31 protein-coding genes, 1 pseudogene and 1 riboswitch are annotated in these 26,359 nt (G+C 35.1%); of the genes and pseudogenes, 11 read left to right on the top strand and 21 right to left on the bottom strand.

Annotation, left to right across the window (positions count from 1 at the left end):
• Window positions 1-106 precede the first annotated feature (106 nt).
• The gene (locus IGJ55_RS08035) at window positions 107-883 is read left to right on the top strand and encodes a helix-turn-helix transcriptional regulator (RefSeq protein ID WP_069641342.1); all 777 of its coding nucleotides are present in this window, start codon (window positions 107-109) and stop codon (window positions 881-883) included.
• A gap of 110 nt (window positions 884-993) precedes the next feature.
• On the opposite strand, the gene rpsA is transcribed toward IGJ55_RS08035, so the two are convergent.
• The 5 genes from rpsA to IGJ55_RS08010 form a co-directional block, all read right to left on the bottom strand.
• Window positions 994-2,205 (bottom strand): 30S ribosomal protein S1, encoded by a 1,212-nt coding sequence (rpsA, locus tag IGJ55_RS08030; RefSeq protein ID WP_430608046.1) that lies wholly within the window; start codon window positions 2,203-2,205, stop codon window positions 994-996.
• A gap of 211 nt (window positions 2,206-2,416) precedes the next feature.
• Window positions 2,417-3,085: a (d)CMP kinase gene (cmk, locus tag IGJ55_RS08025; RefSeq protein ID WP_430608044.1), complete on the bottom strand. Its 669-nt coding sequence runs from the start codon at window positions 3,083-3,085 to the stop codon at window positions 2,417-2,419.
• A gap of 102 nt (window positions 3,086-3,187) precedes the next feature.
• The gene (locus IGJ55_RS08020; RefSeq protein WP_207121433.1) at window positions 3,188-3,706 is read right to left on the bottom strand and encodes an SAG1386/EF1546 family surface-associated protein; all 519 of its coding nucleotides are present in this window, start codon (window positions 3,704-3,706) and stop codon (window positions 3,188-3,190) included.
• Between the two features lie 79 nt (window positions 3,707-3,785).
• Window positions 3,786-5,228 carry a RecQ family ATP-dependent DNA helicase gene (locus IGJ55_RS08015; protein ID WP_430608041.1) on the bottom strand — a complete coding sequence of 481 codons (1,443 nt, stop codon included), beginning with the start codon at window positions 5,226-5,228 and terminating at the stop codon, window positions 3,786-3,788.
• Entirely contained in the window at window positions 5,228-6,256 is a 1,029-nt protein-coding gene (locus IGJ55_RS08010; RefSeq protein ID WP_430608039.1) for a helix-turn-helix domain-containing protein, read from the bottom strand. The genes IGJ55_RS08015 and IGJ55_RS08010 overlap by 1 nt, the downstream gene beginning before the upstream one ends.
• A gap of 39 nt (window positions 6,257-6,295) precedes the next feature.
• Between IGJ55_RS08010 and IGJ55_RS08005 the strand changes: the two genes are divergently transcribed.
• A complete protein-coding gene (locus IGJ55_RS08005; protein ID WP_069641336.1) occupies window positions 6,296-6,508 on the top strand; it encodes a ferredoxin in 213 nt (70 codons plus the stop codon).
• A 76-nt stretch (window positions 6,509-6,584) separates the two neighbouring features.
• Here the strand turns inward: IGJ55_RS08005 and IGJ55_RS08000 are convergent, their stop codons facing one another.
• From IGJ55_RS08000 to IGJ55_RS07955, 10 genes are all read right to left on the bottom strand, one after another.
• Window positions 6,585-7,310 carry an alpha/beta hydrolase gene (locus IGJ55_RS08000; RefSeq protein WP_069641335.1) on the bottom strand — a complete coding sequence of 242 codons (726 nt, stop codon included), beginning with the start codon at window positions 7,308-7,310 and terminating at the stop codon, window positions 6,585-6,587.
• Between the two features lie 280 nt (window positions 7,311-7,590).
• Window positions 7,591-8,199 carry an ECF transporter S component gene (locus IGJ55_RS07995; protein WP_069641334.1) on the bottom strand — a complete coding sequence of 203 codons (609 nt, stop codon included), beginning with the start codon at window positions 8,197-8,199 and terminating at the stop codon, window positions 7,591-7,593.
• A 638-nt stretch (window positions 8,200-8,837) separates the two neighbouring features.
• A riboswitch (FMN riboswitch) is annotated at window positions 8,838-8,962 on the bottom strand.
• A 172-nt stretch (window positions 8,963-9,134) separates the two neighbouring features.
• Entirely contained in the window at window positions 9,135-9,851 is a 717-nt protein-coding gene (locus IGJ55_RS07990; protein WP_430608037.1) for a pseudouridine synthase, read from the bottom strand.
• Entirely contained in the window at window positions 9,852-10,469 is a 618-nt protein-coding gene (gene scpB / locus IGJ55_RS07985; RefSeq protein ID WP_069641332.1) for an SMC-Scp complex subunit ScpB, read from the bottom strand.
• Window positions 10,466-11,245, bottom strand: coding sequence for a segregation/condensation protein A (locus IGJ55_RS07980; RefSeq protein ID WP_069641429.1), 780 nt, complete (start codon window positions 11,243-11,245; stop codon window positions 10,466-10,468). Before IGJ55_RS07980 ends, scpB begins: the two co-directional genes overlap by 4 nt.
• Window positions 11,246-11,289: 44 nt before the next feature.
• The gene (locus IGJ55_RS07975; protein ID WP_069641331.1) at window positions 11,290-11,652 is read right to left on the bottom strand and encodes a GNAT family N-acetyltransferase; all 363 of its coding nucleotides are present in this window, start codon (window positions 11,650-11,652) and stop codon (window positions 11,290-11,292) included.
• A 29-nt stretch (window positions 11,653-11,681) separates the two neighbouring features.
• Window positions 11,682-12,572, bottom strand: coding sequence for a site-specific tyrosine recombinase XerD (gene xerD / locus IGJ55_RS07970; RefSeq protein WP_069641330.1), 891 nt, complete (start codon window positions 12,570-12,572; stop codon window positions 11,682-11,684).
• A 169-nt stretch (window positions 12,573-12,741) separates the two neighbouring features.
• Window positions 12,742-13,674 carry an alpha/beta hydrolase gene (locus IGJ55_RS07965; protein WP_430608033.1) on the bottom strand — a complete coding sequence of 311 codons (933 nt, stop codon included), beginning with the start codon at window positions 13,672-13,674 and terminating at the stop codon, window positions 12,742-12,744.
• Window positions 13,675-13,794: 120 nt separating this feature from the next.
• Window positions 13,795-14,424 (bottom strand): NUDIX hydrolase N-terminal domain-containing protein, encoded by a 630-nt coding sequence (locus IGJ55_RS07960; protein ID WP_430608031.1) that lies wholly within the window; start codon window positions 14,422-14,424, stop codon window positions 13,795-13,797.
• 131 nt (window positions 14,425-14,555) lie between these two features.
• Window positions 14,556-15,650: a DUF871 domain-containing protein gene (locus IGJ55_RS07955; RefSeq protein ID WP_429949864.1), complete on the bottom strand. Its 1,095-nt coding sequence runs from the start codon at window positions 15,648-15,650 to the stop codon at window positions 14,556-14,558.
• Window positions 15,651-15,827: 177 nt separating this feature from the next.
• Between IGJ55_RS07955 and IGJ55_RS07950 the strand changes: the two genes are divergently transcribed.
• The 3 genes from IGJ55_RS07950 (at window position 15,828) to IGJ55_RS07940 (ending at window position 17,475) form a co-directional block, all read left to right on the top strand.
• Window positions 15,828-16,592: a peptidylprolyl isomerase gene (locus IGJ55_RS07950; protein ID WP_430608029.1), complete on the top strand. Its 765-nt coding sequence runs from the start codon at window positions 15,828-15,830 to the stop codon at window positions 16,590-16,592.
• A gap of 56 nt (window positions 16,593-16,648) precedes the next feature.
• Window positions 16,649-17,155 carry a hypothetical protein gene (locus IGJ55_RS07945; RefSeq protein WP_207121426.1) on the top strand — a complete coding sequence of 169 codons (507 nt, stop codon included), beginning with the start codon at window positions 16,649-16,651 and terminating at the stop codon, window positions 17,153-17,155.
• 104 nt (window positions 17,156-17,259) lie between these two features.
• Window positions 17,260-17,475, top strand: a complete 216-nt coding sequence (locus tag IGJ55_RS07940; protein WP_430608026.1) for a hypothetical protein — start codon at window positions 17,260-17,262, stop codon at window positions 17,473-17,475.
• A 74-nt stretch (window positions 17,476-17,549) separates the two neighbouring features.
• On the opposite strand, the gene IGJ55_RS07935 is transcribed toward IGJ55_RS07940, so the two are convergent.
• Together IGJ55_RS07935 and IGJ55_RS07930 are read right to left on the bottom strand one after the other, a co-directional pair.
• Window positions 17,550-17,921, bottom strand: a complete 372-nt coding sequence (locus IGJ55_RS07935; RefSeq protein WP_069641323.1) for a YxeA family protein — start codon at window positions 17,919-17,921, stop codon at window positions 17,550-17,552.
• A 215-nt stretch (window positions 17,922-18,136) separates the two neighbouring features.
• Complete coding sequence (locus IGJ55_RS07930) at window positions 18,137-18,691, bottom strand: TetR/AcrR family transcriptional regulator (protein WP_430608025.1); 555 nt, start codon at window positions 18,689-18,691, stop codon at window positions 18,137-18,139.
• Window positions 18,692-18,888: 197 nt separating this feature from the next.
• Between IGJ55_RS07930 and IGJ55_RS07925 the strand changes: the two genes are divergently transcribed.
• Complete coding sequence (locus IGJ55_RS07925) at window positions 18,889-20,217, top strand: DUF1576 domain-containing protein (protein ID WP_430608024.1); 1,329 nt, start codon at window positions 18,889-18,891, stop codon at window positions 20,215-20,217.
• Window positions 20,195-20,533 (top strand): hypothetical protein, encoded by a 339-nt coding sequence (locus IGJ55_RS07920; protein ID WP_429949871.1) that lies wholly within the window; start codon window positions 20,195-20,197, stop codon window positions 20,531-20,533. The genes IGJ55_RS07925 and IGJ55_RS07920 overlap by 23 nt, the downstream gene beginning before the upstream one ends.
• Window positions 20,534-20,686: 153 nt before the next feature.
• Here the strand turns inward: IGJ55_RS07920 and IGJ55_RS07915 are convergent, their stop codons facing one another.
• The 3 genes from IGJ55_RS07915 to IGJ55_RS07905 form a co-directional block, all read right to left on the bottom strand.
• Entirely contained in the window at window positions 20,687-20,932 is a 246-nt protein-coding gene (locus IGJ55_RS07915; protein ID WP_069641319.1) for a KH domain-containing protein, read from the bottom strand.
• 11 nt (window positions 20,933-20,943) lie between these two features.
• Window positions 20,944-21,219 (bottom strand): 30S ribosomal protein S16, encoded by a 276-nt coding sequence (rpsP, locus tag IGJ55_RS07910; RefSeq protein ID WP_010761445.1) that lies wholly within the window; start codon window positions 21,217-21,219, stop codon window positions 20,944-20,946.
• 247 nt (window positions 21,220-21,466) lie between these two features.
• Window positions 21,467-22,303: a GNAT family N-acetyltransferase gene (locus IGJ55_RS07905; protein ID WP_430608022.1), complete on the bottom strand. Its 837-nt coding sequence runs from the start codon at window positions 22,301-22,303 to the stop codon at window positions 21,467-21,469.
• A gap of 272 nt (window positions 22,304-22,575) precedes the next feature.
• Here IGJ55_RS07905 and IGJ55_RS07900 point away from each other — a divergent pair, with 272 nt between their 5' ends.
• Window positions 22,576-23,127 (top strand): NADPH-dependent FMN reductase, encoded by a 552-nt coding sequence (locus IGJ55_RS07900; RefSeq protein ID WP_430608019.1) that lies wholly within the window; start codon window positions 22,576-22,578, stop codon window positions 23,125-23,127.
• A gap of 56 nt (window positions 23,128-23,183) precedes the next feature.
• Here IGJ55_RS07900 and IGJ55_RS07895 read toward each other — a convergent pair.
• Window positions 23,184-23,779, bottom strand: a pseudogene (locus IGJ55_RS07895) (DNA-3-methyladenine glycosylase I).
• 101 nt (window positions 23,780-23,880) lie between these two features.
• Here IGJ55_RS07895 and IGJ55_RS07890 point away from each other — a divergent pair.
• The 3 genes from IGJ55_RS07890 to IGJ55_RS07880 are packed head-to-tail and all read left to right on the top strand — an operon-like array spanning window position 23,881 to window position 26,326.
• On the top strand, window positions 23,881-24,267 hold the full coding sequence (locus tag IGJ55_RS07890) for a GntR family transcriptional regulator (protein WP_207120518.1): 387 nt from the start codon (window positions 23,881-23,883) through the stop codon (window positions 24,265-24,267).
• Window positions 24,264-25,163 (top strand): ATP-binding cassette domain-containing protein, encoded by a 900-nt coding sequence (locus IGJ55_RS07885; protein ID WP_430608018.1) that lies wholly within the window; start codon window positions 24,264-24,266, stop codon window positions 25,161-25,163. The genes IGJ55_RS07890 and IGJ55_RS07885 overlap by 4 nt, the downstream gene beginning before the upstream one ends.
• Complete coding sequence (locus tag IGJ55_RS07880; protein WP_430608017.1) at window positions 25,160-26,326, top strand: ABC transporter permease; 1,167 nt, start codon at window positions 25,160-25,162, stop codon at window positions 26,324-26,326. The genes IGJ55_RS07885 and IGJ55_RS07880 overlap by 4 nt, the downstream gene beginning before the upstream one ends.
• Window positions 26,327-26,359 lie beyond the last annotated feature (33 nt).

The raw sequence follows: 26,359 nt of genomic DNA, 5'->3' as shown, positions 1-26,359 counted from the left end.
CAAACAATTCCACTTGAAAGCTGATTTTATTCAGGGTATTATAGAGTAGTAGATGAAATTTCACAAACAAAAGACTATTATATATCAAAGAAAAGAGGGTTTGCTCATGTGCCGATTATTGATTGTCAGTAATGATTTAAACGAACAAGAAACATTGCAACGTTCTATCAATGATTCATTTATGAATATAAAAGTGTTACCTCCTGCTGAAACGGAACAAGAAGCTTTGGCTATTTCTGAAAAGCTTCTACCGGAAATTCTTTTGATAGCAATCGATCATTTAGATATCGATGGTTTTGTCGTTAAACGTAAAATAGTACAGCACCTGCCAAATATTAAGGTGATAATCTTGACAAAACGAGATAACTTTCAAAGTATTCATCAAGCCTTAAGATGTGGCGTGATTGATTATTTACTAACGCCAATTGATTTTAATGAACTAAAATTTGCCATCGATCGTTGTGTGAAAGCTCTTAATCAAGTCTCTTTAATGGATGTCTTTAGCAATAAACCAACTGTTTTAGCGAAAGAACAAATCAATACGATCTTGGATTATATTCATGACCACTATAATGAAGAGATCAACTTGACGACATTAGCGGATATTATGCATTTAAACCGTCATTATGTCAGCCGCTTCTTTAAAGAGGCAGTTGGTATGAATTTTATTGACTATCTCACTGCTTATCGAATTGAAAAAGCAAAACAACTATTGATGAAAACTGAGGAATCTATTACTGAAATTTCTGGAACAGTAGGTTACATTGATTCTACCTATTTTAGTAAATTATTTAAGAAAAAAGTAGGACAATCTCCTCATCAGTTTCGTAAATATTATCGAGGAGAGCATACTCCAGCTGATTTGCGCGTAATTTATAATTAATCATCGAGTAAAATGGCTTGACTAAACCTGCTTAGTCAAGCCATTTTACTATTATCTAAGCAACAAAAAAGAACGAAGGTTCCCCTTCGTTCCATTTGATTTCATTCAAATCATTCTGAATCAGACTCTTGTGATTTTAAAGCCTCACCTAAGATATCGCCCATTGTGAAGCCAGTATTTTCTTCTGGCAACTCATATTCTTGCACATCTTTTGGTTCTTCTTGCGATTCAGGTTTTGCTTCTAACGCTTTAATACTCAATGCAATCCGATGTTCATCCGGATTAACTTCCAAGACTTTCACTTGAACTACATCGCCTTCTTGTAACACTTCGTGTGGTGTTGCAATGTGTTTATGTGAAATTTGAGAAATGTGCACCAAACCTTCCACACCAGGAAATACTTCAACAAATGCCCCAAAGCTAGTCAAACGTTTCACTGTTCCATCAAGAACAGATCCGACAGCTGCTTTGTTTTCGATATCTTCCCATGGACCAGCTAAAGTTTCTTTGATTGATAGAGAAACACGTTCTTCATCTGGATTGATTGAAAGAATCTTAACCTTTACATCATCCCCTACTGTTAACACGTCACTTGGTTTACCGACGTGTTGATGAGCAATTTCAGAAACATGAACTAACCCATCGATGCCGCCTAAATCAATAAACGCACCAAAATCAGTTAAGCGAGCAACTTTTCCGTCAACAATATCTCCATCATGAAGAGTTGCTAAGATATCTTTCTTCTTAGAATTTTTCTCTGCTGCAACAACCGCTTTATGAGATAAGATTAAACGATTTTCTGAAGGTTCGATCTCAATGATTTTGAATGTCAAGGTTTGACCTTTGTATTCAGAAAAATCAGCGACAAAATGATCTTCTACCATTGATGCCGGAACAAATCCGCGGACACCAACATCAACCACTAAACCGCCTTTTACAACGTTTGTAACGGGCGCTTCGATGATTTTGCCTGCTTGGAAGTCTTTTTCGATTTCTTCCCAAACTTTTTTAGCATCTAAACGACGTTTAGATAGTAAATAGCTGCCATTCTCTTTATCTTTACCAATTGAAGTGATGACAACTAATTCTAAAGTATCACCAACACTCACTAATTCATTGATATCTTCAACTTGTGTCGTAGATAATTCTTTTGCTGGTACCACACCTTCAACGCCAGCACCTTCAATTCCAACAATTACTTGTTTGTCTTCGACTGCTAGCACTTCACCTTTTACAATGTCGCCAACACTCACTTCTTGAAAACTGTTCATTGCATCTTCCATTGTTTCATTGCTGATTTCCACTTTTTTGTCTTCTGTCATGAATACTTATCCTCCTATGCCACCAAAAAATTCGTAAAAAACTGACCTACTCCTTTAATAGTAAGGGATTTTGCAAGAAAAATAAAGCGATTTCTCTCATTTTCTTTTTTTTCTTGCAAATAAGAGGAGATTTTCTTGCTTTAAGACAAAGAAAGTATAACTTTCACTTGAGTCATACTTTCTTGATTGCAAGTTAATTAGAACAAAGCATTTAGTTTTTGGTTGAAATAATCTCTTCAATCGCTTTGACAACTTCCTCGATGCCCATCCCAGTCGTATCGATTTTAATAGCATCAACTGCTTGTTTTAAAGGAGATACTTTTCTCGTTGAATCAAGATAATCACGTTGTTCGATTTCTTTCTTTAAGGTCTCAAAATCAGTTGAGATTCCTTTTTCTTGATTTTCTTTGTAACGTCTTTGCGCACGTTCAATCACACTAGCGACTAAGAATATTTTGACTTCTGCATCCGGCAGTACCGCTGTACCGATATCTCGTCCGTCCATCACAACACCACCTGCGCGTCCAATCATTTGCTGCAGTTCAACCATTTTTGCTCGTACAGCACCATGTTTTGCAACGATCGAAACAGCGTTCGTCACATCAGGTTGTCTGATAGCTTCTGTAACTTGCGCACCATCAATGAAAACTAATTGTTCTTTTTCCGTCTGCTCAAATGAAATCCTATGCTCAAGGCACAGATCAACTAGTGCTTTTTCATCTTCAAAATCAATATTTTTTGTAATTGCTAAATAGGTCAATGCCCGATACATTGCTCCTGTATCACAATAAATATAACCTAATTTTTTAGCCAATATCTTCGCTACTGTACTTTTTCCTGAAGAGGCTGGTCCATCGATTGCAATGCTTATCTTTTTCATGTTGAACTCCTTTATTTGTCACATAGTAAAAGAGTCTGGTACAAAACGTTGATTGTTTTGTTTCAGACCCTTAAAAGTAATCAGTCAACTGTTGCTTGATTGTTATTTGACACGTAGTGATTGCCCAGGTTGTAATACAGAATCCAAGCCCAAGCCATTTAATTGTAATAATTCTTCAGTTGAGATACCATTTCTTGTCGCAACTTGATTTGGTCCTTCACCATTGAGTACCTCTGTGTAGGCTGCTGCCTCTTCTACTGAACTTGTTGGTGTTGTCTCTTCTACTCCACTACTGCTTGACTCTGAAACTTCTTGTGACGTACTTGATGATGGTTGTTCCGAACTTTCTTTTGTTGATGATTGAACAACAACAGAAGAAGATGGTTGACTCGCTTGTTTGTTATCACTCGGTTTATCTCTCATCACATAAAGGTATGTTCCGACAGGCAGAGTAATGATCAACAGTAATAAGATAACTAAAATTGTTAGGAAAACCGTATTCCCTTTTTTTTGTTGACGTTTTTCTGAGCGGGAACCCCCAGTATTTTTATCTGTATCATAGATTGACTGCTCCCAAGGTTCACGTGCACCTGATGGTTTTCTATTATCTTTTTTACTCACGTATCGTTCCTCCTAAAATTCTCTCGTTTGCTATTATACCACAGCTTTTTATCAACTGCAGTCTAAAAAAAGATTATTTTTATTCTTTAAATAATCTTATCAAAATGTCCTCCCATTGTTCGGGGATTTCTTTTTCTTCTGGTGATTGTACTATCTGTCGTTTGAAGTTGTCAAAGGATAAGCCACAACGATCACAACATCTTTCTGGTAATGATTTCGTGACCTCCTCAGAAAAATACCTCTGAATAAAGGTGCGACGGCATTTTTCTTCTTTAATGTAGTTTAGCATAACATTTAACTGCTGTTGACGTTCTTTCTCTTTTCTTAATAATCTCTGTTCTAGTTCCTCAATAGTATATTCCTTTTCCAAATATCCCTGCAGCCATTTTTGTTGAATTTCATTCAGTTCTGGCATTATTTTTTTTGTATCTTCTGTTTGGTTTACTGCTAAATCATTTAAAAGCGTGCGATCAAGCCGACTTTCTGACTGAAAATAATAGTGAATCGATTCATCCCCTTTTTGATAAAGCAAAACCGCGATGCTAGGTTGTTGATCTCGCCCGGCGCGCCCAATTTCCTGAACATAATTTTCTAGACTATCAGGACAATCATAATGGATAACAAAACGGACATCCGGTTTATCGATGCCCATGCCAAAAGCATTTGTTGCACAAAGAACATCTAATTGATTCGATACAAATTGTTGCTGTAACAAACTCCGTTCATTTGTTGTCAAGCCGCCATGATAAAAAGCAGACTTCAAATCGGTTTGTTCATTAATCAGTTGATTGATCTTTTCGGTGTTTTTCCTTGTGGCACAATAAACGATTCCCTTGCTTTTCAACTGTGTTACGTATGAAAGCAGCGTCTCATTTTTTTCTAGTGTTCGATTGACGATCAATCCAATGTTAGGCCGATCCACAGAGAAAACCACTTCAGAAACAGCCTTTTGCTGAGTAAATACTTGTTTGAGGATTTCTTTTTTTACATTAGGTGTTGCCGTCGCAGTCAATGCTAAGGTTAATGGAAAACCGCATTCTTCCTGTATTTTAGCCAATTTCGTATATTCGGGTCTAAAATCGACTCCCCATTGTGACACACAATGGGCTTCATCAATTACAAATAAGGCAATATTCACGTTCGCTATTTTGTTGCGAACCTCTTTTTGTGTGAGTGTTTCTGGACTGATCAAAATAAATTTATACTCACTTAAATGATTCAATACATATTGCTTTTCTAAAAATGATAGACTGCTATTTAAAGCAATCACACGGTTTTCACCTTTTTTTTGTAATTGAATTACTTGATCTTCCATCAAAGACAGCAATGGTGAAACAATAATAACTGTTCCTTGGACAAGTTGTCCCACCATTTGATAACATAAAGATTTCCCTGTACCTGTTGGTAAAACGGCTAGCGTATCGTGTTTTTCCAACAAATGTTCAATTACTTCTTTTTGCCCTGGTTTAAAGCTACTGAACCCGAATTTATCATATAATAATTGCTCTAAATCAATCTTCATTAGCTATATTCTCTTTCTTTCCGAAGTTTTTGAATTTGATACAAACGAAATTCGAAGTAGTCTAGTTCTGGAAAAATATTTTTGATCGTTCGATACTCCCATTCCTGATAAGGCTTTGACTGCTCAGCTAGTATGCGACCAGTCTTATTTGATATAAATCGCTCAAAAGGAAAATCGTTGGTCAACGCCAATTCCATTAAATGATCTTTGATCGTGCTGACTTTTATGCCCCTTTGTTGCGCTAATATTTCTAGTGAACTTTCTGTTTTTAAATACATCCTAGTTTCTGCCATACTTTTATTTTCATTTTGATTGATCAGCGGTGCAACCAACCTTTTTAGGAAACTGCGTTCTGGTAGCTGCTCCATCACAAATAGTAAATGATGTAACTTTGCTTTTTTGATCAAGAACTGTTCAAACGCTTTCTGTCTGGACTCCATCAATTGAAAAGAAGCTTTACCTGTTCGTTCATAGCCAGAAAATTGTTGCGCAAAAAAATTGGCATCTTCTCGGCCTAAACAAGAAAAAATGTAATGCCATTCTTCTTTAATATTTTTGATCAGTAGTGATTTAGGCATTGATTTTATGTACATTTTCACTTGCTTTTGATACAATGGCGATTGTTCTAGTGGAATGTAGTCTTTATTTACATAGGATAGATGAGAAACGACCTGTACAGTGAACTGTAATAAGCGCCAAATTGCTTCATCGGTTTTACCGAAACGGTAATTATCGATCTGTGAAAAATCTTTATCAGCTGCTTGAACTAGCATCTCACCCTGCGCCGTAATCTGTACTTTATCGTCAGACGTTTGGTAGAGTAGTTTTTGCTCGATTAAACGAGTTATTAGTTGATTAAATTTACTTTCAGACAAGTCGGGAGTGAATTGAAAAAATCGTAAATTTTCATATAAAAAACCATAGAGTAACACTGAACTTGTGCGTTTGCCTTTTAATAAGTGATACAAAGTTGATGTTCTTACCTTGTATCCATGTTGTAACAACGCTAAAATAAAGGTGGGGTTCATCTCTTCACCTCTTTCAATGATAGAATAGGATGTGCTTATATGTTATGTAAAATAATACCTGAAAAGTGTATTGCCTGTGGATTATGCCAAGTTTATGCACCAGAAATTTTTGATTATAATGACGATGGTATCGTCATTTTAAAAAATGATCATTCTGCTTATCAAGAATTTGTTCCTGAAAAAGAAAGAAACAATGCGTTAACAGCGTACCGCAAATGTCCTGTTCGTGCAATAGAGATCGATGAAAAATAAAGAAAAGCGAATAATTTATGGGATAAAACACTGAGAAGAGAACCTCCTAAGATACAGAAGTTCTCTTCTCAGTGTTTTAGTTGATTGTTTTCAGCCATTCAATAAGTTGATACGCTATCCATTCTTGTTGCTCATCGTTATTTACTTGCGCAGATTTATCCCCTTTTTGTTCACCATAACTACCGAATCCAGCATGATTGCCTCCTGAAATTTCGTGATACATTGTTTGTTCAGGTAAATATTTTTTAGCTTTGTTATACGCATCCCAATTTAAAACACCATCTTTAGAGCCTGTTAATGAAAGAACTTGGCCTTGAAAAGATTTCAAACTCCCCTTTTCATCTGGATAGCTTGCTAAAAAAAAGACCCCTTTCAATTCATTATCCTTCATTTGTTCGGCTGCGAAGCGACTAGCCATAACTCCGCCAAGAGAATGTCCACCTATCACGTAACTCGTCAGATGATTGCTTTGAATGATCGTTTCTGCTTTATTTTGACCTAAAACAGCAAGGTTTAACGGCTCTTTTACCAGATAAACAGAAAAACCTGCCTCAGCTACTTTTTTAGCCCAAATACTGTAGCTTGTATTTTCAACCAATGCGCCTTGATAAAAAATCAGAGCTGGCTTTTCTTGATCACCTTTAAAAGCCAAAGTTCCATTTTCGACAGTTGCTTTTTCCGCACTCTCTATAGCAGCTGTCGTAGGCGTGTAGGTAATCGTTTTAATATAGAAAAGTGCAACTAGAATCAACGCAGCAATGACTCCGATTAGCCAAAGTACTCTTTTTTGCCATTTTTTCATTTTTAGTTCCCCTCCAATTTTTCGTCATTTCTATTTTATCAGAAACGCTCTAAGAGATAGACGATTTTGACTTGATCCTAAAAAAACGTGAGTGGGACATAACTCTTTGAGTCATATCCCACTCACACAGAATCCGGATAAACGGTGGGAGCAGAAGCAATCCCTTTGGAAAAAAGCTGAAATTCACAAAAATTTGAAGATCAATTTTCGTGAATCCCTTCTTATTTCTCGTGATTAAACACTTCTGTCCCAGCCTCGCTTTCCTTATTTTATTATTAAGTTATTTGATTAGCGTATTTTTATTCCCTAGCTGATATTGTTTTCTAGTAAGCCATGGTAAAAGTTTGGCATGAAGAACTAAAAAAACAGCACTTACGATTGCTCCTTTAATCAAATTAAAGGGCAAAATACCGATTGTCACATATTTCGCTAAAGACATTTGTAAGTACTCGCTAGCAGATGCGCCAAATAATTTTAAGTAAATTGGTGTGATCACAAAGTAATTCGCTACACTCATAAAGACTGTCAAAGCGATGATCCCAGTTAAAACCCCTAATACTTTGTTAGAAAGCTTATTACTTCCCCGCTTGAAAAAATAATACATTGGTAAGGTGAAAACAGTTGTTGCGAAAAAGCTCGCTACATCTCCTACTAAATTTTGCGGTGATGCTCCTGTAGTGAATAGATGCAATAGTGATCGAATAAAAGCTGTTGTAATTCCTGCTAATGGTCCAAATAAAAACATACTGATCATCACTGGAATATCGCTAAAATCGATTTTCAAAAAATTGAAAGTAGGGATGATCGGAAATGCCACAAATTGTAAAACGACGCCGATTGCTGCTAACATTGCTACACTTACCATTTTTTGTACCTTGTTGTTCCGCATATGAAATCCTCCTGTTAAGGACCCATCTTCAAACGAACTTTTCTAAATTGACTTTTTCAGTTGATTCTTCTTGATTTGCTGTGTTTGTTTGGCTAATGTTCAACAGCCATTGAGCGTGTATTGTGCCAAAGAGTCACTCATTTTTAGTTTTTCAGTATTTTAGTATGAATGTTAGCTCTGAGAAGTACTGTTCATCATCTACTCTGATGATGCCTTTCAACCACGTATTTCTTGAAATGTTAGCTAACTGGTTGTGATTCTTTTGTATAGTCACTTCGCTCGGCTACGCTCGCCAAGTACTGTTCATCATCTACTCTGATGATGCCTTTCAACACGTATTTCTTGAAATGTTAGCTAACTGGTTGTGATTCTTTTGTATGGTCACTTCGCTCGGCTACGCTCGCCAAGTACTGTTCATCATCTACTCTGATGATGCCTTTCAACCACGTATTTCTTGAGATGTTAGCTAACTGATTGTGATTCTTTTGTATAGTCACTTCGCTCGGCTACGCTCGCCAAGTACTGTTCATCATCTACTCTGGCGAAGCCAGTCGTAGTGATTCACAGCAAAAACTCTATTTTCCAACAGGGAAAATAGAGTAGAGTTATCTTATCTGAAAAATGCCAATTCAAATAAGCCCTATCTTCTTTATCCAGACTTTACTGTCGGTATTGGAATTTCACCAATTCAGCCACTTCAAATGAAGTAGGTCGTGGACTATAACCACCGGTCGGGAATTTCACCCTGCCCCTGAAGACGAACCTTTATTAAATTTTTGTACAAGTTCATTATACAATGATATTACAAAAAAGCAATCTTTTAGTTTTTCAGCTGAATCTGAAAATTAAATAAACTGAACAACAAAATAATCGATCCATTTTGTTGCTCAGCCTAAATTAGACTATATTGCTAGCCGATACTCTTTAACATATGCTTATTTTGATTGATTCAAGAGTATACTAATTTCTTTTTTATTCAAATTACGATATTCACCTGGACGTAGTCCTTTTAAGGTGAGATCACCATATTTTTCTCTTTTTAATTTTTGAACAGGGTAGCCCACTGCTTGCAACATTTTTTTCACTTGGTGATTGCGTCCCTCGTGTATTGTTAACTCTACAATACTTGTATTTGTCTTAAGGTCAACAGATATAATCTCAAAAGCCGCGGGTGCTGTTTTATAGCCTTCGATCTTCATTCCTTTAGTTAATGGAAGTAAATCATGTTTTTTCGCTAATCCCTTTACTTTTGCAACATACACTTTATCAATTTCATGGCTTGGATGGGTTAATTTTTGCGAAAATTCACCGTCATTTGTTAACAATAACAAGCCCGATGTATCATAATCCAATCGACCGACAGGATAAATCCGTTCTTTGATGTGAGAGAAAAAATCTGTAACAACTTTTCTGCCTTTATCATCAGAAACAGCAGAAATGACCCCTTTTGGTTTGTAAAAAAGATAATACCCATATTCTTCTTTATAAATCGGCACATCGTCTACTTCGACTTTGTCGCTTTTTCCGACTTGCGTGCCTAATTCACGAACGATTTTACCATTTACTTTCACACGTCCATTGACGATATACTCTTCTGCTTTTCTGCGTGATGCGATTCCTGCATGCGCAATTACTTTTTGAAGTCTTTCCATCTAGTTTTTTTCCTCCGATTCGTTTGTGTCCGTTGTTGCATCTTCTTCATTTAATTCTTTGTAACGGTCGAAAAAGAGGTCTAAAGGTAACTCTTCAGCGATTTCTTCTTCCATTTGCTGGATATCCGGTAACTCCTCTAAGTTTTTCAACCCAAAATAATCCATGAAATAAGCAGTTGTTCCATACAAAATGGCTCGACCAGGTCCGTCCACCCGGCCTTTTTCTTCAATGAGTTGACGAGCAACAAGTTTTTGCATCGAACCTGCTGACTGCACGCCTCTAATCTCATCTACTTCTACTCTTGAAATGGGTTGCTTGTACGCCACGATTGACAAGGTTTCAAGAGCAGCTTGAGATAGAGAATTTGAGATAGGTGATTGCGCATATTTTTTGAGTAACGGCGCAAATGTTTTTTTAGTAGACAATATAAAGTGATTGCCGACTTCTAAAATATTTAATGCGGTTTGTTTATCTGATTCATAGCGTTCTTTTAAAGCGGTCAATGCTTCGTATGTTTTGGCAGTAGATAATCCTAATAGAAAAGATAATTCTTCTAATCCAATTCCTTCTTCACCAACAACAAATAGAATCGCTTCGATTTGACTAACTGTGGTCACGCTGTTTCCTCCGTACTTGATTCAATCTCTTCAGATCTATTGTATAATAAAATTGTACTGTAATTGTCTTCTTGCTCTACATGAATGCGACCTTTTTTCATCAATTCCAATAAAGCCATAAAAGTGGTCACAACTTCTTGCTTAGAATACGTTGTGAAAAACGATTCAAAGTTTATCGGGGTATCTCGGTCGAGTCGAGCCATTTTATTAGCAATCGTTGTAATTTTTTCTTCGATTGACACATCATCACCAGTAACAGTTGTTTCTACCGGTTGGCGACCTTTTTTCTTTTCCAACATCGCATGAAAAGCTAAAAATAAATCAATTGTATTTAATTGGTTTGGTTCTAATAACGGGTTGTCCTCTTTATATTCATCAATATCCATCGGCTCTTTCGTGTAATAAAGACTTCTTTCCGACTCTTTTTCATGCAATAGACCAGCCGCATATTTAAATTTACGATATTCTAATAACTGGGCAACTAAAGCATCTCGCGGATCTTCGCCATCGAGAATTTCATCGTCTTCTGTCATTTCCAACTCTTGCTTTGGTAAGAGCATTTTACTTTTAATTGCCATCAATGTGGCTGCCATCACTAAATATTCACCAGCAATTTCTAACTCCAATGTTTTCATTGTATGGATATAGGTCATATACTGTTCTGTTACCGCAGCGATTGGAATATCATAAATATCGATTTCCAATTTTTGAATCAAATGTAAAAGAAGATCCAGCGGTCCTTCAAATACATCTAATTTTACATTAATTTCCTGCAAGTTCATCCAACTTTCTTTTTCAGCTCTTTAGTTTACCATAAAAATCAAGTGTTGTGTTCTTTCCACTTAGATAAATAATTAGATGTGGCCAAAGTCCCGTAAACTTTTGTTTCAGGATATAATTTTACCACTTCGTCCAGCAAATCAAATCCAAATTTTTCACCTCTAAAAGAAGGATTGATCGATATGTCATGTATTATCATCTCTTCAGACGTTTCTATTTCAAATCCAATGATTCCTTGAATATTTTGTTCACCGGTCGGAACCCAAAAAAGTAGATGTAAATTCTCTTCTGATTCATACATATCAAGTTCTTTTAAAAGCGACTGGTATTCTGTCATTTTTTGATGAAAGCTCAATAAGCCGAGCGCAATCTTTCGTTGCTCTTTTCGATAATAGTTTAACATGATCTCACCTTCTTTTCGCTTTTTGATTATTAAGCTCTAGGGAAATGTTGCTTATAAACATCTGCCATTCGCTGTTTCGTAATATGAGTATAAATTTGTGTCGTCGAGATATCTGCATGTCCTAAAAGTTCCTGAACGATTCTCAAATCGGCGCCGTTTTCTAATAGATGTGTTGCAAAGCTATGTCGGAGTGTGTGAGGAGTGATATTCTTAGTGATTCCAGCAGTTTGGACAATTTGATTTAGATTTTTCCAAACACCTTGACGTGATAATGGTTTCCCATGATGATTCACAAATAAACGGGTCTCATTTTGATTTTTTTTGATCAAAATAGGTCGTGCTTCTTCCATGTATTTTTCGATCCATTGAATTGCGTAGTCTCCTAACGGAATGATGCGTTCTTTGTCTCCTTTACCAATCGTTTGCAACAAGCCAATCGATAAGTGTAAATCACCTATTTTCAAGTCTACTAATTCACTGACACGTAGTCCTGTTGCATACATTACTTCTAAGATCGTCCGATTTCTTATCCCTAAAGGTTTCGTTGTATCTGGTGTTTCAATCAATAAAGTAACTTCTTCGACAGAAAGTGTACTAGGAAGTTTTTGCGCTTTTTTAGGAGAATCAATATGTTGCATAGGGTCATGGTCGGTGATTCGTTCTTGTCTTAAGAATTGGTGAAACCCTCTTAAACTTGAAATCATGCGAATAATAGTTGCTGATGAGTTATCTTCATTATGTAACTGTTGTAAGTATTCCATGACTATATAGCGATCAATTAGCTGCCAAGTATCGATTTTTTGATTTTTTAAAAATGCCAAATATTTGTTTAAGTCTCGTTCATAGCTCTTCCTAGTATTAAGAGAAAGGCCTCGTTCTATTTGTAAAAAATGCAAGTAGTCAATGATTTGTTCTTCCATCTATTTTACCTCATTTCTATTTATTATCATATCAAAGAATTCTAGCTTATGTATAGTAAAATCATAAAATTAATAAGAATAGATTTTTAGAATGAAGTTTTAGGCAAAATAAAGAAAATTTTGCATTAAAAAAGATCATCATCCAGTTTTAACTGAATGACGATAATTGTCAATTTACATATTTTTTTAAAAAGGCTGCAACTGTTTCTTGATAGGTTTTAGGATCGACTGTAAAGGCTTTAGCATGTGCAGCACCTGAAACAACATATTTCTCTTTTGGCCCATTTGTAGCATTATAGACGTCATCCAGCATTTCAAACGGAACAAACTTATCCGCATCACCATGAATAAACAATATCGGAAGCGTATTTTTCTTCAATTGTGCAACAGAACTGGCTTCACCAAAGAAATAGCCTGCACGAATTTTAGTGATCATACTTGTAACTGGCACTAATGGGAACGAAGGTAAATTAAACATATCTTTTAATTGATAAGCAAGTTCGCTATTGACCGTTGAGTAACCACAGTCCTCGACGATTGCTTTGACATTGTTAGGTAACGTTTCACCACTTGTCATCATAACGGTAGCACCACCCATACTAATGCCATATAACGTGATTTGGGCTTCTTTACCATTTTCAGTTATAACTTTATCGATCCACTGAAGATAATCTTTTCTTTCAGGCCAGCCAAAGCCAATATAATCTCCTTCACTCTCACCATGCCCACGAGCATCTGGCACTAACACGTTATAACCCCAGTCGTGATACATTTTTGCAAAACTTGCCATTGTTTCAGCACTCCCCATATAGCCATGTGCCATAATAACATTTTTATCAGTTTTTGCTTCAGCAGGTAGATAGATGGCTTTCAGTTTTAAGCCGTCTTTAGAGGTCAAATCCCAATAAGAACGATTGTGTTCATTTTGAAACCATTTTTCTTCTGGCTTTTTCGTTTCAACATCTGTTCCTGGCGTATCTCCAGCCAGAAAATCTTTTTGTGAGGGAACTACTGCATAATTATAGAAGTACATTCCTGCTCCTAACAAAACGATAACGATCAGTACTACCAAAGCGATTAAGATTTTTACTACACGATTCATCCAATTACTCCTTGTTAAAAAGCATCTATGTCGTTTATTTCGTATCAATTTCACTGACAAATGATGCAGATTTTTTTCAAATCTTTAATAGTATAATGTTTTATAGGAGTTTTCGCAATATTAATCACAAACTATTTCATTCTTTTCTTTTTGATAATCAGCAAAAATCATCTGATAATTCTCCATAATCGTACGCTCTTTTGATAAAGAAAGGGTGTAAATTTCTGAAAGTGAAAAATAGCCAACATCACTTGTTTCGATTCCTGTTTGAATAGTGCCCGCAAGAGGTTCACAGCGAATAAAAAATTTATAAACATATGTTAAGGCTGGCGGATAGGGGTGTTTAGCTTTATCCAATACTGCAATTAAGCGTTTTGCTTTAACAGTGATTCCAGCTTCTTCCAGCGTTTCTTTTTCTGCAATTTCTTTAGGTGAGTAGCCAATGTCGGCCCAGCCGCCGGGTAATGCCCAAGAGTGATCACTCTTCTCCTTCACTAATAATAGCTTTCCTTCTTGATTGAATACAACCGCTCGAACATCAACTTTTGGTGTTGCGTATCCTTCATCTCGGTCAACTAAAATCTCTATTTCTCGCTTTGTGACAGTTGGATAAAGACATGCCATCAGCTGTTTCGTTACTTGAGACAGTTCTTCGTAACGTTCTTGATCAAAGACATCTTTTCCATATCTTTTTCCAGTTTGAGCAATCCCTTGAAGCTTGGTTAGCAAAATGCTTAATTCTTTTTCCATGTGTTTCACCTCGTTTCTTTCCATTTTATCGAAAAAAGAGTTGTAAAGTAGACTTTAGGTAAAATCTTAAGAAAGAAAAAATGAGCCTAAGTTAAAATGAAGATCATTTCAGCTTGTGCTCATTTCTACTATTATTTTTTATTTTCGATCAATTTAAAACTAGACCATGGTTTCAAAAAGTCTAATAAAAATAGCTCATCTTCTGAAATACGACCCACAACGTTTACACGTCCATCATTTTTCATTGGCTTTAAGGCAATTTGTGTTTCGCCTTTATATTGTCCATAATCAACATTATCGATCAATACGTCCCCTTTCGTCATATCTTTTGTATTATGAGCTGGGAAATCGCGGTCTTTAAAGTGAATACGTGTCATCGTAGAACGTAAAATATATTCAGAACGATCACCACGATAGCTATGCAGACTAGTAAACAATACTTCTTTTTCATCAGCAGTGATATCTGACGCAGTATCCACTTTTATTGAAGGATATTCTGCGTTGAATGCATCCGCCATGGCTTTTAATTCAGCTTCTGAAGCATAGGCATTACCTATCAAAATATCGTCGATCAAACCAGTTAAGACAAGATGTTTCACTTGTGTTGCGATTTCTAAATCACGATGATCTTCTAAAGAGCATAGTCCATCTTGAGTTGGCCAAGGACCAAATGTAGCGTCATGTGAATTAACAAAAGCCATTGTATTTAAATTATATTTTCTGAATTTTTCAGAACAGAAAACAAAATGATCGTATCCCAATCCAGAATAACGATGTGGATAAAAATTATGTGATCCCAATAAGTTATCCGTGTTTGGTGAATAGCTCATAATATTATCGACATAGCTAGTGCCAGTACTCATATTGATTTCGATTTTGATTCCATATGGATTACGTGTCATTTTTGCTTCTTCTGCGCCAGTGAAACCAACATCTAAACGTACCCCATAAGCGCCCATATCATCAAAGAATGACAAATCATCATAAGAGATATCTAATTGTTCAAATAAGGCAGGATTAATGTCCACCATCACTTCCATCCCTAGACTATTAGCATAATCCACAACTTTTTTAAACTCCGCCAAGACCTTTTCTTTATCGTCTGTAATTTGAAGTAAACTTGTAAAAACACGTTTAAATCCATACTTGTGTGCTAAATCGAGATATGCTTTGTCCTTTTCAAAAGTTGAACGTTCTGGATAAATAGAAATACCTAATTTTCCCATTATTACTGCCTCCTAAGATTTGTATTGATTATAATGTATCCATTTTCATTATAGCAGAATAAAAAAAAGTGGTCTACACCTTTTGTAAATCTTAAAAATTTTCCGTTTTGACTAGCAGTTCTATAAAGGATTTGTTATTATGAATTGTACCTATTTTTGAAAGGAAGACTTAACCTTATGAAAACAAAAAAATTCATTGCTGCTACAGCGCTTGTAACTTCATTACTCTTATTTGCAGCTTGCGGACCTAAGAATGAGAAAAAATCAGCGGATTCTTCTTCTACTGAAACAAAGACGTCTGAATCGGTCGATTTAAATGCATTAGACTTACCACAGTTGTCAGAAACTGTCGGTGAAGATGAAGATTTAGTAGAAATGGTCACAACTGAAGGAACAATTGAAATCAAATTATTTCCAAAATATGCACCAAAAGCAGTTGAAAACTTTATGACACATGCAAAAGATGGTTATTACGACAATGTAACATTCCATCGAATCGTGAAAGACTTTATGATTCAAAGTGGTGATCCAAAAGGTGATGGAACTGGTGGCGAGAGCATTTGGAATGAAGAATTTGCTCCAGAAATTTCACCAAATCTTTACCACTTAAATGGTGCTTTAGCAATGGCAAGAACTGGCGGTCCTGTAACGGATAAAACACAAGGAAGTCAATTCTATATTGTTCAAAATGAGGAGAATAAATCAGATGGTCTGCTTAAAGACGAGTATCCTGAAAAAATTATCGAAGCATATAAAAATGGTGGAACACCAGCCCTAGATTTTAACTACTCCGTGTTTGGACAAGTCATCAAAGGGATGGATATTGTGAACAAAATCAGTGATACTGAAACAAAAATGAATGAATCTGGTTCTGAAAAGAGCGTTCCAGTTAAAGATATTAAAATTGAAAAAATCAACATTTTACAGGAAGCAAAAAAGTAAATCGTTAAAAGAATGGTGCTTCGTTGCCATTCTTTTTTTCTTCATGGAGGTTTAAATTGAATAAAATAATGATTGTAGGTCCTGTTGGTAGTGGAAAAACGACATTTGCCAAGCAATTGTCTGCTAAAATTGCTGTTCCTTATTATGAACTAGACAATTTAATTTGGAATCGACACCCCTCAGGAGATAAACCATATTCTGAAGAAGAATCCTCAAAAAAATTACAAGTAATTTTAACAAATGATCGTTGGATTATCGAAGGTACTACTACGAAAGACTGGATCAAGGCTGCAATAGATTCTGCTGATACTATTTTTTTATTGCTACCTCCCTATTCTACTCGAGTGTATCGAATCGTTAGTCGCTATATCAAACAAATCACAAAGCAAGAAAAAGCGCATTACCAACCTTCTCTCCATTTATTAATAAAGATGTTTATTTGGAATCATCATTTTGAGCAAAAGAATATCTACGAACTACAAAAACTAACTGATTCTTCTCATAAAAAGCTAACTGTGTTAAAAAATCATAATGCTTTTTCATCTTATAGAACAAACGATTAGCAAAGAGATTGTGAAACTATTTCTTTCCATATCCTCATACTACAGTGAAATGACTATCCAATTTACGAATAAAGTGTTACTGTTAACAAAAGAGGTGAAAGCTAATGACGTTCAATCCACGAGTAGAAACGCTCATCCTTGAGGCTTCCAGTCGGAAAGCTCCTCATTTCGTAGCAAAGGTAATCAATTTTCAGCAATTTGACCAAGAAGACGTAAAAGACACTGCACAAAAATTAATTGAAGATGGACGAATTCGGGCAACGATCCATTTTCATTATAATGATTTATGTACAATTGACTTTATACCTCAGGCTATTTGAACAAATTGATTACAGAAAAGACTGCATATATAATCGAGACATTTGTCGGATTATATATGCAGTCTTTTTATTATTTAATCTATTAGTTGCAATGCTTTCTCTGGAACTGCTTCTCTAGAAACCTCTTCGTACGTCTCTACGTGCGCACCTTTATTGTATATTTTCAGGTAACGGTCGGTGATCAATTCATGATCTGCTTTAAAGGTGATCTCTCTTTTTTTCCCATCCTTGTTTACAGCTTCTTGTGTATAGATCGTAATGCCATGTTCAATAATTTGATCTGCCTTTTTGGTTTTAACATATACCTCCCCTTTGCTAACAAGTGGGTTCAGCTGATCAATTGTTCCAGAAAGCTCATCTGATTGATTATTTGTATATACTGTTGCTCCGAAAAGAGCAGCTCCTCCAAGTAGAATAAGTAGAACGAATGCTTTGATTGTTTTCACATTATTTCCTCCATGTTTCATTTAATAAACTTATTTTAGCAGTAAAGCAAACAAAATAAATCAGTCGAATTCATGACATTCATTTAATACTTTTGGCATAGAAACTTCTCGGTCGCTGTAAATAGATGCTAGTTATACTGCGATCGTCTTTATATAAAAATATAAAAACAGTTGAGCTAAATCAACCAAAAGGCAATCTAGTTCAACTGTTTTAGTTAAATAGTACAATTTTGTTCAATTGTTTCAAAAATCACCTTTAGTTGCTCTGGTGTTCTGTCTACTATTCCAGAAAGACTTAACGAGGCTATTCCGGTGACAACAATCCATAAATCTAAATGCAGCTGCTCAAGTTGCTCTTTGGTAGCGGTTGCGTATCTCTCTTCTTTTTGAAGTGATTTTTGAAACGCTAAAAATGATAATTCACGTAACTCTTGACCGTACGAATGTTGATCTATATATAAAGATATGTACAATTTGCTGTTTGAAGTTGCTAAATCGATATAATTTAATCCGAAATCAACAATCTGATTTGCTGTTTGCGTCTTAGATAAGAATTTGGCTTCCAAATGTTTATGAGTTGTTTTTAACAATGTCAATTTTAATTCTTCCATACTTTTGAATTCAAGATAAATAGGTTGAGTTGAAATTCCCATATACTCAGCTACATTTCGCGCAGTGATTGCTGAAAATCCTTGTTCAATCAATAGCTCTTGAGCAGCTGCTAAAATATGTTGTTTTTTGTATACTTTTTTTCTAACCAAAAAAATCACTCCTTTATCGGTTACCTTTATCCATTTTACTGGTTACTAGTACTCATTTTACACTCTTTTAACGCCTTATTTTTTCAATAATTACCACTATCTTGAAAAAAGCTGATAATTTTGAAAACTTTGTTGAAATATCATTGACCAATGAACGCTATAAAGGCTATAGTTAAGTTAATGATAGATAACGGGGGTATTTTTTTATGGCTAAAAATGATAGCCAGACACTTTTTTTACATACAGATAAAAAACAGTCAAGCTTGAAAGAAAAAAATTTTAGCTATTATTTTCTGATAGGCTATTGTTTCATTTTAATTGTTATTGGATTGTTCAGTGAACCACAAGGGATCTTATGGTCAGGAATGTCACGTATTTTGACCTCACCTAGTAACTTGTTGACTGATTATATTGAACTTGGAACCTTTGGCAGTGCTTTTGTCAACAGCGGTTTGCTTACTTTGATCAGCGTCTTACTAGCTAAAAAAGAAAAAATACCAATCAACGGGCCTATGATTGCAGCATTATTTACTGTTTCTGGGTGTTCTTTTTTTGGAAAAAATTTATATAATTCGATTCCGATCATTATTGGCGGACTATTTTATGCAAAATTTGTGAAAAAACCTTTTTCACAGTTTATCGTCGTTAGCTTATTTGGCAGTGCCTTATCCCCTATTATTAGTTATCTTACATTCGGTATTTCGTTACCTTTAATCTATTCGATTCCATTAGGTTACTTAGTAGGAATTTTTATCGGCTTGATTTTACCTCCTTTAGCTTCTCATATTCTAACATTTCATCAAGGTTTTTCTTTGTATAATGTTGGCTTTACTTCGGGGCTTATTGCAATGATGTTCACTGGAATCCTCAGGATGTTTGGCTGGAAAATCGAAGGGAAAAATTTGGTTTCTACTGCGTACCATACTAGACTTCTTTTCTTTCTGATATTTTTGTTTATTCTGATGTTTTTAGTTGGTTTTTTTGTTAATCATCGTTCACTGAATGGATTAAAAGAGATCAGTAAAACGTCTGGAAAATTAATTACTGATTTCATTTCGATAGCAGGTGTTGGTGCTACTATGATGAATATGGCTCTAATGGGATTATTACTTGTTGGCTACACTCAAGTTAGTCAAACTACTCTTAATGGTCCAATTGTGGGGGCAATTTTGTCTGCTGTTGGGTTCAGTGCCTTTGGGAATCATCTTTTTAACAGTCTACCGCTACTAATCAGCGTCTATTTAACAGCTTTGTGGTCTTCGGTCTTTGAAGTTAGCCAAACAACCGTCGTACTTGCTGGCATTTTCGGGACTAGCTTAGCTCCGATTGCTGGGTATTATGGTATTACTTTTGGCCTAATTGCAGGATTTTTACATATGTCATTGGTCACAAATGTCAGCTATCTTCATGGTGGACTAAATCTTTATAATAACGGGTTTTCTACTGGTTTTGTCGCAGCAGTCATGGTACCATTACTTGATAATATTTTACAGATCAGAAAGGTGAAACAACATGCAAGAAAGAGACAAGGCTAAGCGAATTATAGATGAATTATTGACTTACTTCTTTTCAAACGATATTGAAGAAATCCGAATTGGCGTAGATTTTACATTGGAAGGTTTTTATATAAGCATACAAGGGAAAACTGAACAAGAGCCTGACAATCTCCTTCATTTATTAGAGCTACTCAATACACCTAGGGATCTAAGTATTGAAAGTTATTATGATGAATTGCTTGGGATCACCCATCATGAAGAAGAAGATTATCATTTATTAGGTTTAATGATCGACGAAGCAGAAATTAGTTTTGATGCTCCTCTTTTCGAAATTAAAGTATTTAGAAAAAAGTAACGGTATTTTAAAAAGGCAGAAGAACTAGCCATTGCCTCACATTGACTAGCTTTTCTGCCTTTTTATTTATATTTCGCACAAGTCCACTACTTTCTTTGATTTCTTGTAAGTCAAAGAAAAAACACCCAAATAATTGAGTGTTTTAATTTGAAGTTATTTACCATCTACGATATTTAAACGAACTTTTTTAGGCCCATCCACACGCACACTGTAAACAATTGTACGAATTGCTTTCGCTACACGTCCTTGTTTGCCAATGATACGGCCAATATCTTCAGGTGATACAGTCAGATTATACTCTAAAAAAACATCAGATTCTTCTATTTCTAATTTGACCATCTCAGGTTGACTGACTAATGGACGAACGATAGTTAAGACTAACTCTTTCACATCTGTCATCATCGATCACCTTATTTCTTTTCAAGTTTAGCTTCATGGTGTTTTTTCATAACGCCTTCTTTTGAAAGGATGTTACGAACTGTATCTGAAGGCTGAGCGCCTTTAGACAACCAGTCTAAAACTAAATCTTCTTTTAAAACTACTTCTGCAGGATCTTTTAAAGGATTGTAAGTTCCAACAGTTTCGATGAAACGTCCATCACGAGGAGAACGAGAATCTGCAACTACAATACGGTAAAAAGGACTTTTTTTAGAACCCATGCGTTTTAAACGAATTTTTACTGACATTTTATATATTACACCTCCATTAACTTAATCACAAATGTTAGTTTAACAGATTTCCAATCACCTGTAAAGAGTTTTTTCTTGACACCTTATAAAAACCTTTAAAGCACTGATTTTTGGCACTTTTAACTTCATATGGTATACTTATTTCACCTTGGCAGGGGCAATCAACACTTGCTTAACAAAAATAAGCTATGAACGAAAAAAAGGTAATTCTTTGTCGTCGTTCGTAGCTTGTTTTTAGATTATCTTAGTCAGTTATTTCGTAAATATAGTAATCAAAAAGCGTCTGCTCCTTAAATCCTATGGAGCGATATAAATGAAGCGCTGTTTCATTCGTTGATTCTACTTCTAAATAAATGTTTTTTGCTTGTTTTTCCAGTAATTCTTGGATGGTCTGGCTGATTACTTTTCTACCTATTCCTTGATTTCGAAATTCTGATCTTACCACAAAACCGTAAAGTCCAGAAGAATTCCCTTCATTTTCTACTCTGATACTTGCGATGACTTGCTCATTTTTTCTTAGAACAAGTGTCTTTTCTAAATCTTCAGGATCTAATGGCATAGTCTCATTCGCTAGTTGATTTTCTTCTAACGAAGCAATCATCCCTGCTTCCTCTTTTTTTGCAGGTTCTAGCGAAACATTAGTAGATTTGGGCTCAAATTGATTGATTACTAAAATCATTGAGTATTCTGAAAAGACATATTTATACCGATTTCCCCCTTCCATATAACTCCTAAAAAAAGTATCCTTTCGATCTGTGATTAATAAAATTTTATTGATTTTTTCTTGTTGGCTAAACGTCCGTATTGTCTTATTCATTTCGTTGAGAATTTTTTGATCAGGTCTCACAATGAGTGTTACCTCTAGTGCTTCAGGATCAAAATTGCTCATCGCAGCATAGCCGACTAATTCATCTTTATCCCAGTATAACAAGTGATTTATTTTGTTATTTTGAAATTTAAAAAAACTTAAATCAAGTTTGTATTCAATAGAGTAAAGTGAGCTATTGTTTTCCTTTAATGTTTGGATAGCGTTGACTTCATATGCCTTTAGTTTTTTTTGAATTGTTTGTCTTATTGTCATACTTGCTCCTTTCCTGTCTCCTAAGTTAGGTTGATTATATAGGAACGTTCAAAGAAAAACAATGAAACATTCCATCCTCATTTTTCAATTTGTCTCTTTTCCAATCCTTGATTAATTTACGAGATTTCGTTTCAGTAACTTAACTAGATCTATCTTTCATTACTTACATAACGTAGATTGATTGCTGAGAAAAAGAGTGAATTCTTGCAAAACCAAGCTTTTAGATTTAAAATTTAATAAACTATGTTATTTATCGAATGGAGGAATAATTTATGAAGAAAAAAATTGGTTTTTTTGTCGGAAGTTTGAGAAAAGGCTCTTATTGTAAAACCGTAGCAACTGCTCTTGCCAGTTTATTCCCAGAGGATTATGAACCTATTTTTATTCATTTGGATAATTTAGAGATGTATAATCAGGATTTAGATGATGAAGGGACCCCTCCTGCAGCTTGGACAAAGTTTAGAGCAGAAGTCAAAGAACTTTCAGGACTTGTTTTTGTCACACCAGAATATAATCGCTCTGTTCCGGGCGTGTTGAAAAATGCTTTAGATGTTGGCTCACGTCCTTACGGTCAAAATGTTTGGGATGGCAAACCGGGGCTTGTTGTCAGTGTATCGCCTGGTGCTCTAAGTGCCTTCGGTGCAAACCATCATTTGCGTCAATCACTTGTTTTCCTTAATGTACCAACTTTACAACAGCCAGAAGCTTATATTGGAAATGTTGTCAGCCTAATTAATGAGGATGGGACGATTACTGAAAATACCATGAGCTTTTTCAAAACCATTGTTGACTCTTACCTTGTTTTTTTAGAAAAAAATAGTTAATCCAATAATAAATAGGCTAAATCAAAACGGTATTCAGTTTTGGTTTAGCTTATTTATTATTGGATTTCTTCATATCGAAAGCAAGTTGTTACATGATCATTGATGATGCCCACGGCTTCCAAGAAAGCATAGATAATCGTACTACCAACAAACTTAAAGCCTATTCTCTTTAAATCTTTCGTAATGGTATCAGATAAATCATTTGTTGTGGGAACTTCTGTCTGGTCAGTGTAAGCATTTTTTAAAACTTTATGCTGATTGAATGCCCATAAATAATCTGAGAACGAACCAAATTCTTTTTGAATTTCAATAACTTTTTGAGCGTTGTGAATAGTGGCTTCGATTTTCCTGCGATTACGGATGATTCCTGGATTAGTTAAAAGTTCTTCGACTTTTTTTCATCATAAGCTGCAACTTTCTTTAAGTTAAACTCATCAAATGCCTCATCGAAATGATCTTCTTTATTTAAAATAGTTTGCCAACTTAGACCTGCTTGATTGATATCTAAACTCAACTTTCTAAATAGGCGCTGGTCGTCATATAAAGGAATACCCCAAATCGTATCATGATAGAGTTTCATTTTTTCATTTTCTTGTGCCCAAGAACATCTCTGTTTCAACTGATCCCCTCCCAAGACTTTGATTTTAGTCATTTCTCTTTATTTTACCAAAATTTCTAAAAAAATGTTTACAACCCGAACTGTACTATGTATACTAGTACACAACAAACACTCTTTTTAGAAAGGAGACATCTATGGTTTCTATTAATAAAACTAGTAGTAAACCTTATTATGAGCAATTAATGTTAGGGATCAAAGAAGATATCCTGAACGGTTTATTACAATCTGGTGACCGCCTCCCCTCCGTACGAGAAATGGCTCGTCAGCTTATGATGAACCCTAATACAGTTAGTAAGGCCTATAAACTATTAGAAGCACAAGAAGTCATCGTTACGGTTAAAGGCAAAGGCACTTATGTAAAAAAAATTGATCCAACACTCCGTGACGAATACCAAATACAAAAAATCAAAAATAAATTTAACGAGCTAATTATTGAAGCGAATTATCTAAACGTTTCTAAAGACGAATTAACGCACTGGCTGGAGGAAAGTGATCAACAGCTGAAAGGAGAATCTATATGAAAATAGAGAATTTACAAAAAGGAATTGATCAACAAGACATCTTACAAGATATCAATTTGACATTTAAACAAGGAGAAATCGTGGGCTTGATTGGTCGGAACGGTTCTGGTAAAACTACCTTCTTTAGATCTCTAGCTGGTCACTACGAGTTGGATCAAGGGAAAATCTTTATCAATCAAGAAGACATTCAAATCAATAAAATACTTAGACAAAAAATATTTTATATCGATGAACAATACAACTTTCTCTCAAGCTATTCATTAAACAAACTATTGTTCTTTTATCAACATGCTTATGCCGGCTTTAACAAAGAAAAATATTTAAGCTTGACTAAGAAAAACAAGCTACATCCTCACCTTAAATATCGCGCAATGTCTAAAGGAATGCAGGGACTTTATAAGACGATTTTGGCTATTTGTTCGAATGCTGAGTATCTTTTGCTAGATGAACCTTTAGATGGGCTCGATGTGATTGTTAAAAAAAATGTTTTAGGGATTCTTTTAGATGATGTCAGTGAAAATAATCGTTCGATCATTATCTCTTCTCACAATTTAAATGAGTTAGAAAGTATTATCGATCGTGCATTGATTTTAAAACATACAAGGATTCAATTGGATTATCACCTAGAAGCATTAAGAGAGAACGCTCGCAAAATCCAACTGGTTTTCAAAACAAAAAAAGTCCCAACTCTCGTTAAAGAAAATAGTCAGCTTCTACATTTTCAAGGACGCGTTATTACAGCCATTTTTGAAAATTATACAGAAGAATTACAAACATTGATACAAGCTGAGCAACCTATCTTATTTGAGGAACTGCCCTTGACACTAGAAGATGTCTTTGAAGCAAATCTTGCCAATAAGAACGAAGTCAATTCTTTGGGAGGAGTAATTTTATGAATAAACAATTAATGATTATTTTGAAAAAACGCTATGGACTTGCTTTGATCGTTACAAGTCTCTTGATTTTAGTATTTTATGGCTATCTAGGAATTAATGACGTTAATCGCTGGAAAGCAATGGAAAGTTATTATGACTCCGAACAATACATCAAAGATTTAAATGAGATAGCAGACGAAGAAAATCCTAGATATAAAGGCTTGTCAGTAGATGAACGCCTAGCTTTAGATAAAAAAGAAGGATTAAGCTTATTTTATCAAACGAATTCTTATGATGAACAAGGAAAAATAATTTCCGATTCTGACAAAGATCAACCCTATTACTCTATGTATTTTAATGAAAACTCGCTGCTCTTAATCGCAGTTGTGTCAACAATTGGATTCTTTCTATTTTTTGCTGATTTAAAAACTTCTTTCAATGAATTTCTTTTCTCATTAGGTGTTTCTAAGCGGAGGATCTATTACTCGAAACTCGTTTTGATTGCTTTGCCAATTTTACTTAGTATCCTTTTAGCAAAAATTCTATTTGTTGGAATTATTACAACAGGAATTCCTGCTGAGTTTGTGAATATTAGTATGACGGATCTCGCTAAGAATATTTTAGCCAGTTGGACCACTTGTATTCTCTATTTCTTTGTTTCGGTTTTTATTGGGCTAGTAACAGGGAACATGTTGTTAGGACCGCTTACGGCTTTTGGCTTTTGTGTGTCATTAGAGTTTTTCATCACTGGTATCACAAATGCGTGGTATTACTTCACTCACGCGACAACAGATGTATATATAACAGGAAAATTTTTCGTCTACACCGTCACAAAAGATCCGATTTCTACTGTTCCAATTATGTTAGCTGTTGTTTCATCATTACTGCTATTTGTTTTAGGTGCTATTTTATTTCCTTCCCTTACGTTGGAGAAGAGAGGAAACTATTTACTGTTTGACAAGCTGAAAATACCCGTTATTGTTGCCATGACGATTTATGTTCCAATCGTTCTTGTATTCAGTCAAGGCATTTATTATGGTGAAGACCAGCCATCCCCTATTCCTGCTTTGTTAATTTATGGAATCATCACAGCTATGATTGGAACATATCTGGTTTTTAGAAAAGAATTTCAGGAATGGTTCAATCAGAAACAGCAAATCAAAGATAGTATTCGTATTGAATAATAGTTACTACTCTCTACAAAAATAAAGCTGTCA

The organism is Enterococcus sp. AZ170 (genome assembly GCF_050545135.1).
GTDB lineage: Bacteria > Bacillota > Bacilli > Lactobacillales > Enterococcaceae > Enterococcus_L > Enterococcus_L ureilyticus.
This window is presented reverse-complemented; position numbering and strand designations above follow the sequence as displayed.

Coding starts and splice junctions, on each gene's coding strand:
- IGJ55_RS08035 (WP_069641342.1), top strand. CDS start 107: ATGTGCCGATTATTGATTGTCAGTAATGATTTAAACGAACAAGAAACA.
- rpsA (WP_430608046.1), bottom strand. CDS start 2,205: ATGACAGAAGACAAAAAAGTGGAAATCAGCAATGAAACAATGGAAGAT.
- cmk (WP_430608044.1), bottom strand. CDS start 3,085: ATGAAAAAGATAAGCATTGCAATCGATGGACCAGCCTCTTCAGGAAAA.
- IGJ55_RS08015 (WP_430608041.1), bottom strand. CDS start 5,228: ATGAAGATTGATTTAGAGCAATTATTATATGATAAATTCGGGTTCAGT.
- IGJ55_RS08010 (WP_430608039.1), bottom strand. CDS start 6,256: ATGAACCCCACCTTTATTTTAGCGTTGTTACAACATGGATACAAGGTA.
- IGJ55_RS08005 (WP_069641336.1), top strand. CDS start 6,296: ATGTTATGTAAAATAATACCTGAAAAGTGTATTGCCTGTGGATTATGC.
- IGJ55_RS08000 (WP_069641335.1), bottom strand. CDS start 7,310: ATGAAAAAATGGCAAAAAAGAGTACTTTGGCTAATCGGAGTCATTGCT.
- IGJ55_RS07995 (WP_069641334.1), bottom strand. CDS start 8,199: ATGCGGAACAACAAGGTACAAAAAATGGTAAGTGTAGCAATGTTAGCA.
- IGJ55_RS07990 (WP_430608037.1), bottom strand. CDS start 9,851: ATGGAAAGACTTCAAAAAGTAATTGCGCATGCAGGAATCGCATCACGC.
- IGJ55_RS07975 (WP_069641331.1), bottom strand. CDS start 11,652: ATGTTAAACTATTATCGAAAAGAGCAACGAAAGATTGCGCTCGGCTTA.
- xerD (WP_069641330.1), bottom strand. CDS start 12,572: ATGGAAGAACAAATCATTGACTACTTGCATTTTTTACAAATAGAACGA.
- IGJ55_RS07965 (WP_430608033.1), bottom strand. CDS start 13,674: ATGAATCGTGTAGTAAAAATCTTAATCGCTTTGGTAGTACTGATCGTT.
- IGJ55_RS07960 (WP_430608031.1), bottom strand. CDS start 14,424: ATGGAAAAAGAATTAAGCATTTTGCTAACCAAGCTTCAAGGGATTGCT.
- IGJ55_RS07955 (WP_429949864.1), bottom strand. CDS start 15,650: ATGGGAAAATTAGGTATTTCTATTTATCCAGAACGTTCAACTTTTGAA.
- IGJ55_RS07950 (WP_430608029.1), top strand. CDS start 15,828: ATGAAAACAAAAAAATTCATTGCTGCTACAGCGCTTGTAACTTCATTA.
- IGJ55_RS07940 (WP_430608026.1), top strand. CDS start 17,260: ATGACGTTCAATCCACGAGTAGAAACGCTCATCCTTGAGGCTTCCAGT.
- IGJ55_RS07925 (WP_430608024.1), top strand. CDS start 18,889: ATGGCTAAAAATGATAGCCAGACACTTTTTTTACATACAGATAAAAAA.
- IGJ55_RS07920 (WP_429949871.1), top strand. CDS start 20,195: ATGCAAGAAAGAGACAAGGCTAAGCGAATTATAGATGAATTATTGACT.
- IGJ55_RS07915 (WP_069641319.1), bottom strand. CDS start 20,932: ATGACAGATGTGAAAGAGTTAGTCTTAACTATCGTTCGTCCATTAGTC.
- rpsP (WP_010761445.1), bottom strand. CDS start 21,219: ATGTCAGTAAAAATTCGTTTAAAACGCATGGGTTCTAAAAAAAGTCCT.
- IGJ55_RS07905 (WP_430608022.1), bottom strand. CDS start 22,303: ATGACAATAAGACAAACAATTCAAAAAAAACTAAAGGCATATGAAGTC.
- IGJ55_RS07900 (WP_430608019.1), top strand. CDS start 22,576: ATGAAGAAAAAAATTGGTTTTTTTGTCGGAAGTTTGAGAAAAGGCTCT.
- IGJ55_RS07890 (WP_207120518.1), top strand. CDS start 23,881: ATGGTTTCTATTAATAAAACTAGTAGTAAACCTTATTATGAGCAATTA.
- IGJ55_RS07885 (WP_430608018.1), top strand. CDS start 24,264: ATGAAAATAGAGAATTTACAAAAAGGAATTGATCAACAAGACATCTTA.
- IGJ55_RS07880 (WP_430608017.1), top strand. CDS start 25,160: ATGAATAAACAATTAATGATTATTTTGAAAAAACGCTATGGACTTGCT.